Origin of the sequence: Lebetimonas sp. JS138 (assembly GCF_000523335.1) — a bacterium.
Classification (GTDB): domain Bacteria; phylum Campylobacterota; class Campylobacteria; order Campylobacterales; family Nautiliaceae; genus Lebetimonas.
On record NZ_ATHT01000002.1, the window covers coordinates 43,870 to 61,413 of the forward strand.

17 protein-coding genes and 1 tRNA gene are annotated in these 17,544 nt (G+C 31.5%); 13 read left to right on the forward strand and 5 right to left on the reverse strand.

The annotated features are described in order from the left end of the window. Positions 1 to 9 precede the first annotated feature (9 nt). The 3 genes from DZ67_RS0108715 (at position 10) to DZ67_RS0108725 (ending at position 1,773) form a co-directional block, all read left to right on the forward strand. Complete coding sequence (locus DZ67_RS0108715) at positions 10 to 1,038, forward strand: TIGR00341 family protein (RefSeq protein ID WP_024788247.1); 1,029 nt, start codon at positions 10 to 12, stop codon at positions 1,036 to 1,038. 125 nt (positions 1,039 to 1,163) lie between these two features. Further along, complete coding sequence (locus DZ67_RS0108720) at positions 1,164 to 1,406, forward strand: ribbon-helix-helix protein, CopG family (protein ID WP_024788248.1); 243 nt, start codon at positions 1,164 to 1,166, stop codon at positions 1,404 to 1,406. Beyond that, complete coding sequence (locus tag DZ67_RS0108725; protein ID WP_024788249.1) at positions 1,387 to 1,773, forward strand: type II toxin-antitoxin system VapC family toxin; 387 nt, start codon at positions 1,387 to 1,389, stop codon at positions 1,771 to 1,773. Before DZ67_RS0108720 ends, DZ67_RS0108725 begins: the two co-directional genes overlap by 20 nt. A 2-nt stretch (positions 1,774 to 1,775) precedes the next feature. On the opposite strand, the gene DZ67_RS0108730 is transcribed toward DZ67_RS0108725, so the two are convergent. Next, positions 1,776 to 1,848, reverse strand: a tRNA-Lys gene (locus DZ67_RS0108730). A gap of 32 nt (positions 1,849 to 1,880) precedes the next feature. On the opposite strand from DZ67_RS0108730, the gene DZ67_RS0108735 reads away from it, so the two are divergent. The 3 genes from DZ67_RS0108735 (at position 1,881) to gltX (ending at position 5,327) form a co-directional block, all read left to right on the forward strand. Next, on the forward strand, positions 1,881 to 2,711 hold the full coding sequence (locus DZ67_RS0108735; RefSeq protein WP_024788250.1) for a biotin synthase: 831 nt from the start codon (positions 1,881 to 1,883) through the stop codon (positions 2,709 to 2,711). After that, the gene (locus tag DZ67_RS0108740; RefSeq protein WP_024788251.1) at positions 2,701 to 3,849 is read left to right on the forward strand and encodes a cation:proton antiporter; all 1,149 of its coding nucleotides are present in this window, start codon (positions 2,701 to 2,703) and stop codon (positions 3,847 to 3,849) included. The genes DZ67_RS0108735 and DZ67_RS0108740 overlap by 11 nt, the downstream gene beginning before the upstream one ends. A 92-nt stretch (positions 3,850 to 3,941) precedes the next feature. After that, positions 3,942 to 5,327 (forward strand): glutamate--tRNA ligase, encoded by a 1,386-nt coding sequence (gene gltX / locus DZ67_RS0108745; protein WP_024788252.1) that lies wholly within the window; start codon positions 3,942 to 3,944, stop codon positions 5,325 to 5,327. Here the strand turns inward: gltX and DZ67_RS0108750 are convergent. After that, entirely contained in the window at positions 5,301 to 6,452 is a 1,152-nt protein-coding gene (locus tag DZ67_RS0108750) for an amino acid permease (protein ID WP_024788253.1), read from the reverse strand. The genes gltX and DZ67_RS0108750 overlap by 27 nt on opposite strands. Positions 6,453 to 6,548: 96 nt before the next feature. Here DZ67_RS0108750 and DZ67_RS10320 point away from each other — a divergent pair, with 96 nt between their 5' ends. Genes DZ67_RS10320 through DZ67_RS0108780 form a run of 6 tightly spaced genes read left to right on the forward strand, consistent with a single transcriptional unit; the run spans position 6,549 to position 11,903 of the window. Beyond that, positions 6,549 to 7,568, forward strand: a complete 1,020-nt coding sequence (locus DZ67_RS10320; protein WP_024788254.1) for a helix-turn-helix domain-containing protein — start codon at positions 6,549 to 6,551, stop codon at positions 7,566 to 7,568. Continuing rightward, positions 7,565 to 8,413 carry a DMT family transporter gene (locus DZ67_RS0108760; RefSeq protein WP_024788255.1) on the forward strand — a complete coding sequence of 283 codons (849 nt, stop codon included), beginning with the start codon at positions 7,565 to 7,567 and terminating at the stop codon, positions 8,411 to 8,413. The genes DZ67_RS10320 and DZ67_RS0108760 overlap by 4 nt, the downstream gene beginning before the upstream one ends. After that, positions 8,410 to 9,057: a response regulator transcription factor gene (locus DZ67_RS0108765; protein WP_024788256.1), complete on the forward strand. Its 648-nt coding sequence runs from the start codon at positions 8,410 to 8,412 to the stop codon at positions 9,055 to 9,057. Before DZ67_RS0108760 ends, DZ67_RS0108765 begins: the two co-directional genes overlap by 4 nt. Before the next feature lie 22 nt (positions 9,058 to 9,079). Next, positions 9,080 to 10,168 (forward strand): sensor histidine kinase, encoded by a 1,089-nt coding sequence (locus DZ67_RS0108770; RefSeq protein WP_024791039.1) that lies wholly within the window; start codon positions 9,080 to 9,082, stop codon positions 10,166 to 10,168. Between the two features lie 41 nt (positions 10,169 to 10,209). Beyond that, entirely contained in the window at positions 10,210 to 11,121 is a 912-nt protein-coding gene (locus DZ67_RS10480) for a DUF2202 domain-containing protein (RefSeq protein ID WP_024788258.1), read from the forward strand. Beyond that, positions 11,118 to 11,903 carry a DUF4405 domain-containing protein gene (locus DZ67_RS0108780; protein ID WP_024791040.1) on the forward strand — a complete coding sequence of 262 codons (786 nt, stop codon included), beginning with the start codon at positions 11,118 to 11,120 and terminating at the stop codon, positions 11,901 to 11,903. Before DZ67_RS10480 ends, DZ67_RS0108780 begins: the two co-directional genes overlap by 4 nt. Here DZ67_RS0108780 and DZ67_RS0108785 read toward each other — a convergent pair. The 3 genes from DZ67_RS0108785 to DZ67_RS10990 are packed head-to-tail and all read right to left on the reverse strand — an operon-like array spanning position 11,900 to position 14,918. Then, positions 11,900 to 13,846 (reverse strand): transglycosylase domain-containing protein, encoded by a 1,947-nt coding sequence (locus DZ67_RS0108785; protein ID WP_024788260.1) that lies wholly within the window; start codon positions 13,844 to 13,846, stop codon positions 11,900 to 11,902. The genes DZ67_RS0108780 and DZ67_RS0108785 overlap by 4 nt on opposite strands. Continuing rightward, the gene (locus DZ67_RS10120; protein WP_236620025.1) at positions 13,843 to 14,721 is read right to left on the reverse strand and encodes an aminotransferase class I/II-fold pyridoxal phosphate-dependent enzyme; all 879 of its coding nucleotides are present in this window, start codon (positions 14,719 to 14,721) and stop codon (positions 13,843 to 13,845) included. The genes DZ67_RS0108785 and DZ67_RS10120 overlap by 4 nt, the downstream gene beginning before the upstream one ends. 53 nt (positions 14,722 to 14,774) lie before the next feature. After that, complete coding sequence (locus tag DZ67_RS10990) at positions 14,775 to 14,918, reverse strand: hypothetical protein (RefSeq protein WP_236620026.1); 144 nt, start codon at positions 14,916 to 14,918, stop codon at positions 14,775 to 14,777. Between the two features lie 56 nt (positions 14,919 to 14,974). Here DZ67_RS10990 and alaS point away from each other — a divergent pair, with 56 nt between their 5' ends. Beyond that, a complete protein-coding gene (alaS, locus tag DZ67_RS0108795; protein ID WP_024791042.1) occupies positions 14,975 to 17,527 on the forward strand; it encodes an alanine--tRNA ligase in 2,553 nt (850 codons plus the stop codon). Positions 17,528 to 17,544 lie beyond the last annotated feature (17 nt).

Sequence of the window (17,544 nt, forward strand, 5' to 3'; positions counted from 1 at the left end):
AGAAAAATTATGGAATTAAGATTAATTGAAGCTGTTTTACCAAAAGAAAAAAAAGAAGATATACAAACCTTGCTTTCAAAAGAAAATATTGTCGATTTTTGGCGTGAAGAAATTGTTGAAGATAAAATTATTTTTCAAATTTTGGTAGATGCGATATTATCCGAAAAACTGATTGATAAGCTTTCAAGAAAATTTTCAAAAGACGAGAGATTTAGAATTGTCAGCATGGATGTAAAAACAACCCTTCCGCTCCCCCAGCAGGAAATTTCAAAAACCAAACATATAAGAGTAAGTATTCCGGAGCTTTACAATGCCATTGTTTCATCGATTGAAATAAATTATATTTTTATAACAATGATTGTTCTTTCAACAATAATTGCAGCATTTGGGCTTTATAAAAACAGCGGGGCAATTATAATCGGCGCCATGGTGATAGCCCCTTTGCTCTCTCCGAATATTGCCGTTTCGTTTGCCACGGTTTTAGGAGATTTGGAACTTGAAAAAAAAGGAATTGCGGCTTTTTTGATCGGCTGTTTTATTGCTCTGCTTTTATCGGTTGCAATAGGGTGTTTTCTAAATATTGATGTTGACAATTTTGAAATAAAAAGCAGAATAGCTGTAAATTATCCTGATTTGATTATTGCTTTTGTTTCAGGGGTTGCCGGAACATTGGCGTTTACCACAGGTCAAATGATGGGACTTGTGGGTGTTATGGTTGCAATTTCCCTGCTTCCCCCTTTGGTTAACACGGGATTATTAATATCTAACGGATATTTTTTATATGCAACAGGGAGTTTTTTACTTTTTTTGGCAAACTTTGCAAGTTTAAATCTTGCCGGTGTTTTGACATTTTTGTTTCAGGGTGTTAAACCGAGAAAATGGTGGGAAGAAAAAAAAGCAAAAGAGCATAGAATAAAAGCTATTATTTTATGGATGATTTTAATTTTTATTTTAATATTTGCAATTTTTGCGGAAAAAAAATTTTTGGCAAAGAAAAGACTGTTTCAGGAGAATAAAATATATTATTTTAAAAAGTGACCCGTGTATCTACTGTTATAATTGTTCTGATTATTTAGTTTTTATAAAATTGGGCTTTAAGCAAAGTGAAATATTATATTAATAATATGCTATAATAATGTAATACAATAATACAAGGAGTAATAATGCTAAGTATTAGGCTTGATAAAGAATTAGAGAATAAACTTGAAACAATAGTAAAGCAGACTAAAAAATCAAAAAGTTTTTTTATCAGGGAGGCTTTAAAAGAATATCTTCAAAAGTTAGAAGATGAAAGACTTAAAAATAAAAAAGAAGCATTAGAGTATTTTATGAACAATCCGGTTGATACAGGGATAAAAGAATTAAAAGCCATTCAAAAGGTTAAAAGTGAAAAAGATATTCATTGATGCAAATATTCTTATTGATTTTATTGATCCAAAAAGAGCAAAACATAATGCAGCAGTTGACTTTTTTAGAACTCATTTAGAAGATTATTTTTATACCAGTTGCGATATTTTAACCACAATTTATTATATAACTTCTAAAACTCAAAATCCATTACAAGCTATTGAAAATCTTTTAAAATTAGTTAAGATTATACCTTTTGGTAATAAAGAAGCCAAACAAGCCATTGATTTAATGAATGAAGATAAAAAATTTAAAGACTTTGAAGACACCATTCAATATATTTTGGCTAAAAAAGTAAAATCTGATTATATAGCGACAAATGATAAAGGATTTTATTCCTCGGATATTGAAATAATTTCAGTTTAAAATGACCCGTGTGGGAATCGAACCCACAACCCTCGGATTAAGAGTCCGATGCTCTGCCAGTTGAGCTAACGAGTCGTGTGGTATAATTATATCAAAAAAGAAGGTTTATGGATAAGGTATATTTATGTGCTATATCAAATATTAGAAGTGGGGCGTGCAGGGAAGACTGCAGGTTTTGTATCCAGAGTGTCAAATGGGGTGCTAATATAAACAGATACAGGGAAAAAAGTATTAAAACTATTGTTTATGAGGCAAAACTTGCAAAAAAAAACCGGGCAAGCGGATTTTGTCTTGTTACAAGCGGGAAAGGTCTTGATGACAAAACACTTGAATATGTAGGCAGGGCAAGTAAGGCAATACTCAAAGAAGTGGATATAACTATTATTGCATGCAACGGAATTGCAAGCAAAGTTGCATTAAAGGAACTTAAAAACTGCGGTGTAAAAATTTATAACCACAATCTTGAAACAAGTCAGGAATATTATCCTAAAATCTGTTCAACCCACAGCTGGGATGAAAGATTTAAAACATGTGAAAATATAAAATCAGTGGGTCTTGGACTTTGCTGCGGAGGAATTTTTGGAATGGGAGAAAGTGAAGAGGATAGAATAAGTCTTATTAATTCACTAAAAAAACTTAATCCTGAAGGAATACCGATAAACTTTTTTATAGAAAATCCAAAACTGCCTCTAAAAGCAACCCACACAAAAGAATTTGCAGTTAATATAATTAAAAAAATAAGGAGCGAATTTCCAAATTCTATTGTAATGATGGCGGGAGGCCGGGAAATTGTATTTAAAGAGACTTGGATTGAAGGAATAAAAGCAGGTGCTAACTCTATAGTTATCGGGGATTATCTGACAACAAAAGGCGAGAGACCCGACAGGGATATAGAAATATTAAAAAAAGAAAATATAGAGATAGCAAATGCATGCTGAGTTTATTTTGATTTTATCATTAGCAGTAATTATTCTTATTTCACCTTTTATAAGTTCTATATTTCGTTTTCCCATTTTGGCGGTTGAAATTATTTTGGGAGCAATTTTCAGTTTTATAGGATTAATTGGGGAAAATGAAATTTTTAGCTTACTTTCTGAAACAGGTTTTTTATATTTAATGCTGCTTGCCGGGATGGAAATAAACTTAAAAGAGATGTTTAAACTTGAAAAAAAGATATTTATCTATGCTGTTTTATTTTTGATATTAATGTATCTGCTTAGTTTATTGAGCGTTTTTTTCTTAGGATTCAGTAAAATATTTATTGTTGTTTTTCCTCTGGTTTCGGTTGGGCTTATACTCTCTTTGCAACAGGAAATCGGCAAAAAAGAGTGGCTTGAACTTGCAATGAAAGTAGGGGTAATTGCCGAGGTTGTTTCTATTATTGTTTTGACACTTCTTAGCAGTTATTTTGAATTTGGCTTTACATACAGATTTTTTGTAAATATTTCTATATTAATGGCAGTTTTAATTTCCCTTGCGGTTTTGTTTTTTATAATGAGAACACTTTTTTGGTGGTTTCCCGAGATTAAATTTTATCTGATGCCGGGAATTGATAAATATCATCAGGATGTGAGAATTGCAATTAGCCTCTTTTTTATAGTAATTGTTCTTTTGTATAAAATAGGTATTGATGTGGTTTTGGGGGCTTTTGTGGTAGGGGTGTTTTTGAAAACGTTTTTTGAGCATAATAAATCGCTTGAGCACAAATTGGCGCCTTTTGGATTCGGTTTTTTGATTCCAATATTTTTTGTGCATGTGGGTTCAAGTCTTGATATAAAACTTCTTTCTTCAAAAATGTTGATTGACAGTTTTTATATCGTGCTTTTAATGATTTTAATAAGAATTTTTGCTTCATCTGTTTTTTTCCGTATTTTGAATTTAAAAAGTATATTGTTTGGTATAAGCCTTTCCATGCCTCTTACTCTAATGATTGCTGTTGCCGCTCTTGCACATCAGAATCATACAATAAATGATTATTGGTATAATGTTTTGGTTGTTGCGGCTGTAATTGAAGTTATTGTTGTGATGGTAGGAGTTAAAATATTGAATAAATTAATAGTTAAAAGTGAAAAATGAAAAATTTAAAATATTAAGATATTGTTCTTAACTTTTCACTTTTAATTTTTCATTATTAATTGTTGGTATAATTTCACAAAAAAAGGAAAATAATGGTAATTACAAGATTTGCTCCCTCCCCTACAGGATATCTGCATATCGGCGGGCTTAGAACTGCTCTTTTTAACTGGCTTTGGGCCAGAAAAAACAACGGAAAATTCAGACTAAGAATAGAAGATACGGACCGGAAAAGAAATAAACAAGAAGCAGTTGAAGCCATAATAAAAGCGTTTGAGTGGACTGGGCTTAATTATGACGGGGAAGTGGTTTTTCAAAGTGAGAGGTTTGATATTTATAAAGAATTTGTAAACGAACTGCTGCAAAAAGGTCTTGCATATAAATGTTACCTCACAAAAGAAGAGCTTGAAATAATAAGAAACGCCAAAATGAAAGGCGGGGAACCCCCTATTGACATAAGAAAATACAGAGATTTTAAGGGTGAACTTGATAAGCCTTATGTAATAAGATTTAAAACGCCTCTTGAGGGAAAAATTTGTTTTGAAGATGGTGTAAAGGGAATGCAGTGTGTGGATGCAAAAGAAATTGAAGATTTTGTAATTGCCAGGGGTGACGGAACTCCTACATATAATTTTGTGGTTGTAATTGACGACCATGAAATGAGTTTGACGGATATTATAAGGGGGGATGACCATTTAAGAAATACATTCAAACAGATGCTGCTTTATGAAGCTTTCGGATGGAAAATGCCGAAATTTTACCATGTGCCTATGATTCATAATGAAAAAGGCGGCAAAATGAGTAAGCGTGACGGTGCTGTGGATGTGATGGAATATAAGAAAGAAGGCTTTCTTCCGGAAGCTTTGCTTAACTTTTTAGTGCGCCTCGGATGGTCTCACGGGGATCAGGAAATTTTCAGCATGGAAGAAATGATAAACCTGTTTGACCCGAAAGACATTAATAAAGCCCCAAGCAGATTCAATAAAGAAAAGCTTGAGTGGTTAAACTCCCATTATATTAAAAATTCGCCGAATGAAAGATTGGAAATTATATTAAGAGACGATTTTGGTGTTGACATTGTAAATCATGACAGAAAAGAGATTTTAATAGATGAATTGAAAGAGAGGGTAAAAACCCTAAAAGAAATGGCCACAGAAATTGAAAAAATACTAAACGCTCCGGGTGAATATAATGAAAAAGCGGTTAAAAAATTTATAAAAGATGATGTTTTGGCCAATTTAAATGGATTTGTAGTCTTTTTAGAAGATAAAAATCCAAAACTGCCAAATGAATGGCATGATATCATGCATGAATTTTTGGAATTAAAACAGATTAAACCCAAATTTTTAATGCCGCCTCTTAGAATCGCAATGGTGGGGGATACCAAAGGAATTGACCTTGCGGCAATGTTAAGCGTCCTTGGAAAAGAAAAAGTGATAAAAAGAATAGATAAATTACTCGCAAATTTCGAGGTTTTTTAAACCTCTTTTTTGTAAAATTATAAATATTAAAAATACAGCTGTCGCATAAAACATATCAAATCCTATTACAAAGATAATTAAGCTCATTGAAACAACTGCAAAAAAAGAGATTTTGTTTTTTAAAATTTTCAAAGCCGAAAGTGATACCAAAAAATAGATTAATACAAAAACCCCGTTTGCATATGTAATAAGCAAATCCACTTTAAAATTGATTTTAAATTTTAAAATGCTTACAACTAAAATTATTCCCATAATAATAAAAAGTGCTTTTTTAAATTCTATATTCAGGGTGGTTGCTAAGCGTGTAAGAGCCGCAACATATAAATTAAGAGCCATTATGCATATGCTAAAAGCGATAATTGCCATTAATTTGTCGGTATAAGGCATTACTTTTGATGCAATTATTACAAGTGAGTGGAGATTTTTTGATTCGTTTCCATATGCATTGAATACCAAAACCGAAAAAGTTACGGCCATATACAAAAAAGCAACGGTTATTATTCCTGTAACAACCGCTTTAAAAAAGTCGTTTTCATTTTTAAATTCATGTGATATATGGCTCAGTGCCTCTATACCCACAAAACACCAAAACACAATTCCGAGAGTTTTAATAATATGTAATTTGTGATTTGTGATGTGGAAGTTTTGAAAAAGTGCATATATGAAAAAACAGATAATAATACTTGTGATTGTAATTGTTATAAAAATATTTATATTTGATGATATATTAAGAGATAATAGGTTTAATATCAAAATTATTACTGCCGCCAGAATAATAAAATCAACAAGATATTCTTTTCCAAAAGCACCGGCAAGATATGATGCAGCGGTAATTATTACAACAGGTGGGCCTATAGGGATTATTGAAAGATATAAAAATGATGTCGCCTTTTCAAATTTTTTACCAAAAGCCGTACCAACAAATGTAGCGCTTCCTCCTGCACTGGGATACATTTTGCCAAATTTTCCGAATACAAACGCCACAGGTAAAATCATAACCGCTGTTAAAAACCATGCAATTAACGCTGTCCATCCGCTGTAAGTTGCGCTTATTGCGGGGACTATAAACACTCCGCTTCCAAGAAGTGTAATTACAATGGTGGCGATTCCTTGAATTAAATTCATTAAATATCTTTTTTAAAATTATATTTGTTTTATTTGTATTAGTCAATAAGAAACAAATATTTTGTTATAATTCTTAAAAGAAACAAAAGGCTTAATATGACACTTGGAGAGAAAATAAAGTTTCTAAGAGAAAACAAAGGATTAAATTTAAGCGAACTTGCAAAAAGAGCCGGGATTGCAAAATCCACACTTTTTAAAATAGAAGAGAATAAAACAAATCCGACTATCAAAACAATCTGGGCCATTGCCGAAATTTTAGGTGTTCCTTTTGGAGAGCTTGTAGGCGAGGGTGAAATAAAAGAAGAGGGTGTGAGCGTTACACTAATTGAAAAAAACGATTCATTTGAAAGTTATAAAATGAATTTAAAAGAAAATGCAACTTACATTGCGAAACCTCATTTTGCAGGTACAAAAGAAAAAATTTTTGTTTTAAACGGAAGTATCACAGTAGGGAAAGTGGATGATCCAAAAGAAATTAACCAGGGAGATGTTGTTGAATTTGATGCCGATTGTACCCATTTATACAGTGCTAAAAGCGCTTCAACGCTTATAATTACTATTTATTATTCTAAAAGCAGGTATTTTAGTGAAGATGTTTTTGTTGATGTATTTGACAGGGATGTTTATGAAGAACTGAATAATTTAGTTAATTCAGGAGTTGAGGTTATAAGAGTTATTGCCAAACATGACAAATATGATGGGGAAAATGTAATTAAAAATGAAAACGGCATTTTTATATATAAAAAAAGAAATTTAAATTTTTTTGAAGTAAAAAATATAAATTTTGAAAAAATTGAGGGGATTTATCATTTTTTACCAAGTTTTTATACACAAAAAGAGATGGATAGAAGTATTATTTTGCATTTTACAGCGTTTAGGGAAGAACTGATTTTTGAAAGATATCTTGCACTCATTGGGGAAATTAACCTGGCTAAAAGCCTTGCATTAAAAAGTTCTTTTAAAGAACTTGTTGAGTGTATTGATAGGAAAATATATTTGACACACCTTAATAATTTTTTGGATAAAGTAAGAAAAAAAAATATTGAAGTTGAAATTACAAAACTGTTTTCAACTTATACCGATGGGGGGATATATGGAATAAAGTTGAAAAAATGAAAAAAAGAGGTATAATTGAAATGTTTAGTGCCGCCTTTTTATGGGGCAGCACTCCGATAATGTCTATTCTCTCACATCTTCCAAGCGGGGTTTTTGTATTTTTTAGGGTCGTTTTTGCTTTTCCTTTTTTGCTCTATTTTGCTATTAAAAAAACAGGAATTAAAGAATTTTTTAAATTAAGACCTTTTTGGCCAATTTTTTTATCGGGAATTATGCTAAGTTTTAACTGGATTTTTCTATTCTGGGCGGTAAATTTTATAAGTGTTTCAACTGTTATAGTAATGTATTATACGGGTCCTATATTTACCATTATTTTATCTGTAATTTTTTTAAAAGAAAAACTAACAATTAATTTGATAATTGCCATGTTTTTTGCCCTTTTAGGTGTGATTTTCAGTGTAAAAGGCGAAATTGAAGTAAATAAATTTGTTTTTATTGCCTTGCTTTCAGGAGTTTTTTACGGATTTTTGGGTTTTTTTTCCAAAATAGCCACAAAATATCATAAAGCTTTGGATGTTACTGCCTGGCAGGTTTTTATTTCCATTTTTTTAACATTCCCGTTTTTGTTTATAAATAATTATCATATTACAATTCAGGGAATTGTCGTTTCAGCCGTTACCGGAGTTGTCCATACCGCACTGGCACTTTTTCTCTGGTATGATTCCCTAAATTATATAAAACTTTCGGCCGCTTCTATTATTGCATTTACGGATCTTTTTTTTGCAATGATTCTTGCGTGGCTTATTTTAGGCCAAGTGCCTAATATTTATCAGATAACAGGTGGATTTTTAGTGTTTTTGGCAGGTGTGTTTATGAGTATGGGGGAAATAAGGAAGAGAAAATGAAAATATTGTTAGTGGAAGATGATATAGATTTAAATGAGACTATAAAAGAATATCTGCAAAATTTTTATGAAATAGATAGTGTGTTTGACGGGGAAGAAGCTCTAAAAAAAGCTTACGAAAATAATTATGATTTAATGATTTTTGATGTAAAACTTCCAAAAATGGACGGATTTAGTGCAGTAAAAGAGATCAGGAAATTTAAAAACACACCTGTTATTTTTTTAACTTCACTTGATAGTGAAAAAGATGTTGAAGAAGGTTTTTTAAGCGGCGGGGATGATTATATAAAAAAACCTTTTTCCTTAAAAGAACTCAAATACAGAATTGATGCAATTATCAAAAGGGTATATGGAGATTCAAATATAGTAAGATTAAAAAACGGATTTGAATTTGATTTGAATAATTTAGAATTGAAAAAAGATAATAAAACTATTCATTTAAAACCGAAAGTTGCAGAGCTTTTAAAATTTTTTATACAAAACAGAAACAGGGTTGTAAGTAAGGAGGAAATTTTTGAATATCTGTATGGATTAGATGAACCAAATGAAAAATCATTAAGGACTTTTATCAATAATTTAAGGTTTGTTTTAGGAAAAGATAGTATTGAGACAATAAGTGGCAGGGGATATAAATTTGTTGGCTGAAAAGAAGGCTTTAAGGAGGTTTTTGCTAATTTATCTAGTATCTACAATTTTTTTGATAGGTATAGGAGAGTTTTTTTATTATAAATTAGCTTATAAAAATATTATTGAAAGTGAAATTAAGTCAATTGAAACAGAAATAAAGGTTTTTTTAGAACAAAACAGAGGAATGTTTATAAAAATAATCAATTATAAATTTACTTCTCCAACAAATTTAAAAATTGTAATATATAAAGATAAAAAATTAATATATTCGAATTTTAATCCTGAAAAAGTATATTTTGATAAAACGTTTTGGATTAAAAGAAAATATATTTATTACAGGTTTGAAATGATTAAAAGATGGGGAATAATAGATGTTATCGCTGAAAAACCACTTAATAAAACAAAATTTAATATTTTATATAAAAATTTGTTGATATTTAATATTTTCTTTTTATTTTTTTTAACTTTTGTTTCTTTTTGGTTAGGAAGAGTATTTTTAGCTCCTATGAAAGAGGTTATAAATAGTTTAGAAGACTTTATACGAGATTCAACTCATGAAATGAATACTCCTATTAGCATAATTCTTACAAATATTGAGATGATTAAAGAAAAACCAAATAAAAAAGCTATAAAAAGAATAGAAAATGCTAGTATGAGACTTAGTAAAATTTTTGAAGACTTAAAATATATAAGGTTGTATCATAAAAAGAAAAAAGAGTTAAAAAAGATTGATTTAAAAGAGCTTGTTTCTAGGAGGATTTTAGTTTTTGAAACTCAAATTGAAAATAAAAACTTAAAAGTTATAAAAGATTGTGAAAGTTTTGAAGTAATTTTTGATGAAGAAGATTTAATTAGAATTATTGATAATTTACTTTCAAATGCAATTAAATATGCTCCTAATAATTCAACTATTGAGATTAAACTTAAAAAAGGAAAATTTTGTACAAAAAATATTGGTGAAATTAAAAATATTGAAAACATTACAAAAAAATTTGTAAGAGAAAATAGTAGTGAGGGCGGTTTTGGGCTTGGACTTTATATTGTTAAAAAAATAGCAGATGAATATAAAATAAAGTTTGAAATTAGAAATATAGATAAAAAAGTAGCAGTCTGTTTACATTTTGTTTAACTTCCTCTTTTATAATTTTAGAAAAAATTAAGGAGAAAGAAATGAAAAAATTATTAAGCGCATTAGTTTTAGGAGTTTTATTAAGTAGTGCTTATGCAAAAACGCCGATTGAAAATTATGTATTAAGTTTACCTAAAGAGAGTTTATCAAAAGTTGAAATTAATGACTTACTTCATATGAGAGAAGAAGAAAAATTAGCAAGGGATGTTTATCTGACTTTATATAAAAAATGGAAACTGCCGGTATTTAAAAATATTTCAAAAAGTGAAAATTGGCATATGCATATGATTAAATTGCTTTTAGATAAATATGGTTTAAATGACCCGGTTGAAAAAACAGGAGACAGGGTAGGTGTATTTGAGAGTAAAAAGCTTCAAAAACTTTATAATGAATTGGTTGAGAAAGGCTCAATGAGTTTAAAAGACGCTTTAATGGTAGGAGCTACAATAGAAGATTTGGATATTAAAGATTTAGAAGAAGCAATTAAAAGAAGTAATAATAAAGATATAAACTTAGTTTATCAAAATCTTGAAAAAGGAAGCCGTAATCATATGAGAGCTTTTGTTGGAGTGTTAAGAAGATATGGCGGGGATTATACTCCACAATTTATTTCTATGAGTGAATTTAATCAAATTATAAGTTCAAAACACGAAATGGGAATGATGAAAAGTTCTAAGTACTACAATAATGAGTTTTATGGAGTTGTTGAGAGAGTTTATACATTACCTGGTCTTAGAAAAGGTATTTATTGGTGGATGGCAGATGTAAAAACTGATAATGCTACTTTAAAAGTAGCAATTGCACCTACTTGGACTTTACAAAATATCAATATAAGGCCTGGGGATAGAGTAGAAGTAAAAGGTTATAAGGGAATGTATAGTTTTATAACTTGTGAAATAGAAGATAAAACAACAAGTTTGGAGTATAAAAGTAAATCTAGGAGATGTAAATGAGAAAATGGATTGATCTGTTTTTGTTTTATGCAACGATAATTATCATTTTTAGTGGAATTGTATTATACATAATGCCTCATGGAAGGGTGGCTTATTTTACAGGCTGGAAGTTTTTAGGTATTGATAAAGACGGATGGGATAATTTGCATGTAATTTTTGGATTTTTTATGGTTATTGTAGCAATTTGGCATATTGTTGTTAATTGGAGGGCTTTAAAAAAATATCTTTTTTTACAAAAAGAATCAGTGTTTGCTCTTTTAATTATAGCTTTGGTATCTATTGGGACAATAAAGAATATCCAACCCTTTAAGAGTGTAAGTGATTTAGAAGAGTATATTAAAAATTCTTGGGAAGTTTCAAAAAGTGAGATACCAATTGCACACGGAGAGCTTTTGAGTTTAAAAGATTTTTGTGATAAATTGAATATTCCTTTAAATCAAGCGACAGATAAATTAAAAGAAAAAGGAATTAAATTTAATGTAAACGAAACTTTAAAAGAAATTGCCAATAAAAATAACTTAACCCCTGTTAAAATTTATGAAATAATAAAACCTAAAAAAAATAGCAATTTTCAAAATGTAAAGTTTATACCGGGAAGCGGAATTGGAAAAATGACTCTTAGCGATTTTTGTAAAAAATACGGTTGTAATGTAAATGAAACTATTAAAACTCTAAAATCTAAGGGAATAAATGCTAAAAAGACTCAAACTTTAAGAGAAATTGCAGAAGATAATAAAATAACACCTATAGACATAGTAAAAATTATTACTAAATATAATTAAAAAACCGGTACGTAAGAGCTTTGTTTTGGAGGAGGAGAGAGAGGGGTAAAGAGTTCTTTTTTACCGTTTGGCAATGTAAATGTTTTTACTTTTTGAGGTTTTTTAAAATGTCTAATCAGTTCCGGATGAAGGTTTAACAGTTTTTTATAAAATTCTTTGAATACCGGGGCACTTACCCTGCCGCCTGGCATTTTATCTCCGAGTGTTGAATAATCGTCGTTTCCAAACCATATGAGAGTTTGAGTGTTTGGTGTAAATCCGCAAAACCATGCGTCTGTAAAGTTATTTGTTGTCCCTGTTTTACCCGCTATTTCAATGCCTTTTACCCTGGCTTTTCTACCTGTTCCGTGTTTGACTACATCTTTTAATATATCTATCATTAAATATGCCTGATAATCAGGTTCAATATATTCGTATTTCGGCTCTGTTTTTATAATAAGCCCTTCTTTTGGCAAAATGATTTTTTTTACTATATGAATATAACTTTTTGTGCCGTAGTTGCTAAATATTGTATAAAGCTGGGCAAATTTCCACATTGGAATCCCGGCGCTTCCAAGTGCAATGCTTAAATTGTTGGGAAGTTTGTCAAATCCGAAATTATAAAGATTTTTTATAACATTATCTAATCCCATAGACATAACAAGGTTTATGGTTGCAAGATTTCTTGAATGGACAAGGGCTTCTCTTAATGTAATAAGTCCGAGAGCGTTTTTTTCATAATTTTTAGGCTTCCAGTATTTATCTTCTTGAGGGGTATTGCTTGGGATTTTAAATGTTCTTTTAATATCCGGGATAAGACTTGCCGGATTATAGCCTATATTCAAAGCTGTTTGATAAATGAACGGTTTTATTGCGCTTCCCACGCTTCTTCTTGACTGAATAACTCTGTTGAATTTGCTTTTTTTATAATCGACACCCCCGATTAGAGCCAAAACTTCACCTGTTTTTTGGTTTAAGCTTATCATTGCGCCGTTAAGCTCGTTTTTATTTAATTTTGGATTAAGTTTTAACAGTCTTTCATAATTTTCTTTTATGGATTCATTTGCAATTTTTTGTATATTGGTATCTATTGTCAGATAAATATCATATCCACGTGAAAGCAGATTTTTGTATTTTTTAGAGAGTCTGTAAATTGCGCTGTCCACTGCATAGCCTACTAAATTTTTTATTTTCGGCTCAATCATGTATTTATATACTTTCGGGTGTGAAAGTATCGCTTTTTTATATTCTTCGGGGGTAATCCATCCCAAAAGATACAGTCTTTTAATAATGGAATCGGCTCTTTTTAAATTAAGCTCATAATGTCTGGTGGGGTCATATAGACTCGGACCTTTTGGAAGGGCAATTAGCATTGCAATTTCTTTTAAGCTCAAATTTTTCAATTTTTTGTGAAAATATCCGTAAGCCGCCGTGGCAATCCCGTAATATCCATTACCAAAATAGATTTGGTTTAAATATCTCTCGAGAATTTCCTCTTTGGTTAAAAAATGTTCGACTTTTAAAGATATTATTATTTCTTTTAGTTTTCTTTTTAATGTTTTTTTTCTGTTTAAATAAATGTTTCTTACAAGCTGCTGGGTTATTGTCGAAGCCCCTTCAACTTTTCTGCCGGCTTTTATATCCGTAATGAGGGCTCTTAAAATTGCATTTATATTTATACCTTCATGCTCAAAAAAAGAGGTGTCTTCTGTGGCAACCAGTGTTTCTATGACACGTCCGGGAATGTCTTTGTATTTTACATAAAAACGGTTTTGTTTAGAAAACCTGACATCTATTAACTTTCCGTTTCTGTCAAAAAACCGGGCTGAAACAGGCGGGTTGTAATATATTATTTTTGCCGCAACAAACCTTGTGTCGTTATATAAATATAAAAAATACCCTAAACCTGCAATAACTGCCGCCGTTAAAGACATCAATAAAAAAGTAAATATTTTTTTTATCATTTTTCTCCCAAAGAATTTAATGTTTCATGTATTATATCAAGACTTACATTTAATCTTAAAATTATTCTGAAAATGGGGCTTTTTACGGTAGGGGGTCGTATTGCCCCTATTAAAATATTTTTTTCTAAAAGTTCTTTTTGTTTTTTTAGTAAATCTTTGTTTGAAAGGGAAGGGATTATTTTTATTAAGGATTGGGAATCAAATAATTTTTGTCTTTTTTTTATTTTTTCTTTATAAAAATTAAGATTATTTGTAATATCTTCAATGGCATAAAAAGCCAAAAGGGAATCAACGGGGCTCAGGGCTGTTGTATAAATAATGCTTCTTGCTTTATTAAGTAAAAATTCTATTATTTCCTTATTTGCCAGAATATATGCCCCGTAACTTCCGAGTGCTTTTCCGAGGGTCCCCATTTTGATGGTGTTTGTCGGGCTTAATTTATATTCATCGGTAATCCCCATTAAATTGTCTCCACAAATTCCTACGCTGTGAGCCTCGTCTATAATCAGGTATCCGATTTTCTGGGCGTAATCGGTAATTTCTTTTTTTACCTTGTCCCCCATCATGGAATAAATCCCTTCTACCACTGTAAAAACCCTGTTGTATTTTTTATAATTTACGCTTATTTTTTTTAAATTTTCAAAATCGTTGTGTTTAAAAAATTTGACTTCGGCATTTGTCAACCTGCTTCCCGCTATTCCGCTTGCATGATATTCTTCATCTACATAAAAAACGTCCCCCCCTCTTCCAAGCTCAAACAAAGCCATATTTGCCAAAAATCCGCTTCCTACAATTATTGCTTCTTCAAAATTATTAAGTTCTTTTAGTTTCTCTTCAAGTATTTTATGGGCCGGATGATATCCGTTTACAAGCATTGACGCTTTTGCCGAATGGGAGTGGTATTCTTTTGCCTTTTCATATGCTTTATCTAAAATGTCTTTTTTTCAGCAAGACCCAGATAATCGTTGCTTGCCAAATCTATAATATTATCATCATATATTTTTCTTTTACGCAGTCTGTTTTTTTTCTTTAAAATATTCAGTTCTTTTTCATATAACTTTTCACTTTTCATTTTTCACTTTTCATTTTTATTTTATTTAGTTAAAATTTTATCAAAAAAGGCCATTTATGGATATAAGAAAAGAATTTTTAAATTTTTTTGAAAAAAAAGGGCATAAGGTCTACCCTTCATCACCTCTTGTGCCGGATGATCCGAGTTTACTGTTTACAAATGCAGGAATGGTTCAGTTTAAACCTATTTTTACAGGTGAAAAACCGGCCCCTACACCTCCTAGGGCATGCTCTTCTCAGCTTTGTATGAGGGCGGGCGGAAAGCATAATGATTTGGAAAATGTGGGTTATACAAACCGCCACCATACACTTTTTGAAATGCTTGGAAATTTTAGTTTCGGAGATTATTTTAAAGAAAAAGCAATTGAATATGCGTGGGAGTTTGTAACGGATGTTTTAAACTTTGATAAAAGCAGGCTCTGGATTACGATTCACGAAAGTGATGATGAGGCCGGCAAAATCTGGGAGAAGTATGTTCCAAAAAACAGAATTGTAAAAATGGGGGATAAAGACAATTTCTGGCAGATGGGAGATACCGGTCCTTGCGGCCCTTGCAGTGAAATACATTACGACCAGGGGGCGGATAAATTCAATTCTCCTGAAGATTATTTAGGAGGTGAAGGGGACAGATTTCTTGAAATATGGAATCTGGTTTTTATGCAGTATAACAGAGATGAAAAAGGCAAATTATCTCCTTTGCCACGCCCGAGTATTGATACGGGAATGGGACTTGAAAGAATTACGGCTATAAAAGAAGGGGTTACAAGCAATTATGAAACGTCTATTTTTAAGCCTTTAATAAACAAGGTTGTTGAAATTACAGGAAAAGAATATTTTACGGATTCAAAAGGAGCGTCACACAGGGTAATAGCCGATCATATAAGAGCCGTTACGTTTCTTTTGGCCCAGGGGGTCAGGTTTGACAGAGAAGGAAGGGGTTATGTTTTAAGAAGAATTTTAAGAAGGGGCGTAAGACACGGATATATGCTGGGAATGAAAGAACCTTTTATGTATAAAATCGTAGATACCCTGGTTCAGGAGATGGGGCATCAGTATCCTTATTTAATTGAAAAAAAAGAGGCCGTTAAAAACGCTATGAAAATGGAGGAAGAGAGATTTTTTGCCACAATTGATAAGGGAATGGAGCTGTTTAAAGAGGCTCTTTCTAAAACTGCCGGGGATGTTTTCAGCGGGGAAATAGCATTTAAACTTTATGATACATATGGATTTCCTCTTGATTTGACTCAGGATATGCTAAGAGAAGTGGGGAAAAAAGTTGATGTAAACACATTCGAAAAACTTATGCAGGAGCAAAAGACAAGAGCCAGGGCAAACTGGAAAGGAAGCGGGGATAAAAAGATTAATTTAAAAGATTTAGTTAAATATCCGGTAAATAAGTTTGTGGGTTATGAAAAAACGGAACATAAAACAAAAATAAAAGCCCTTTTTGACGAAGATTTTAATGAAGTAAATGAACTTAACGCAAACGGCTGGGTGATGCTGGAAGTTACTCCTTTTTATGCCGAAAGCGGAGGACAGGTCGGAGACAGGGGAGTAATTAAATGTAAAATGGATAACGGAGAATGGAGAGAGTGTGCAAAAGTAATTGATACTAAAAAATTTGAAGAAAAAAACCTTTCAAGAGTAGTTGATGCCGAGTTGAAAGCAGGTGATGAGGTTGAAGCTGTTGTGGATGAATCAAGAAGAGAAATTGCCAAACACCATTCAGCCACGCATTTATTGCAGGCGGCTTTAAGAAAAGTGTTGGGTGAACATGTAACGCAGGCCGGAAGTTTAGTGGAAGCAAACAGGTTAAGATTTGATTTTACCCATCCAAAAGCATTGAGTGCAGAAGAACTTGATAAAATTGAAAATATGGTAAATAATGTAATAGCAAGAGGAATTGAAGGGGAAGTTGCCGAGATGCCGATTGATGAAGCTAAAAAAGCTGGAGCAATGGCACTTTTTGGGGAAAAATACGGCGACATTGTAAGGGTTGTTAAGTTCGGGGATTTTTCGATAGAGCTTTGCGGTGGTACGCATGTAAAAAATACATCTGAAATTGGAAGTTTTTATATAACAAAAGAAAGCGGCGTAAGTGCAGGGGTCAGAAGAATTGAAGCAGTTGCAGGGATAAGTGCATATAAATATGCCAAAGCTTACAGGGACATGGTGGAAGAGATTAAGGCTGAAAATAAAGCAAAAGACATAAAAGCATTTATTGAAAAACAAAAAGATGAGATTAAAAAATTAAAAGATGAAATTAAAATTCTTCAAAAAGCTGCTGTTAAAGAGATAAAGCCAACTGAAAAAGACGGAATAAATTTTGTAATTGAGAGAATTGATAATGCAAATTTAAGAGAAATTGCTACTGATTTAAAAGGGAAAATAGATAATTTAGTTGCATTTTTGGCAGGAAGTAATAACGGAAAAGTTTCAATTGTGGCCGCAAGCGGTGTGGATGGAATTAAAGCGGGGGATTTAATTAAAGAATTTGCCCCAATTGTAGGAGGAAAAGGCGGAGGAAAGAGAGATTTTGCCCAGGGCGGAGGAAAAGATGCAGATAAAATAGATGAAATGATAGAAAAAGTAAAAGAAAAATTTTTATAAAAGGAGTAAAAAGGGGG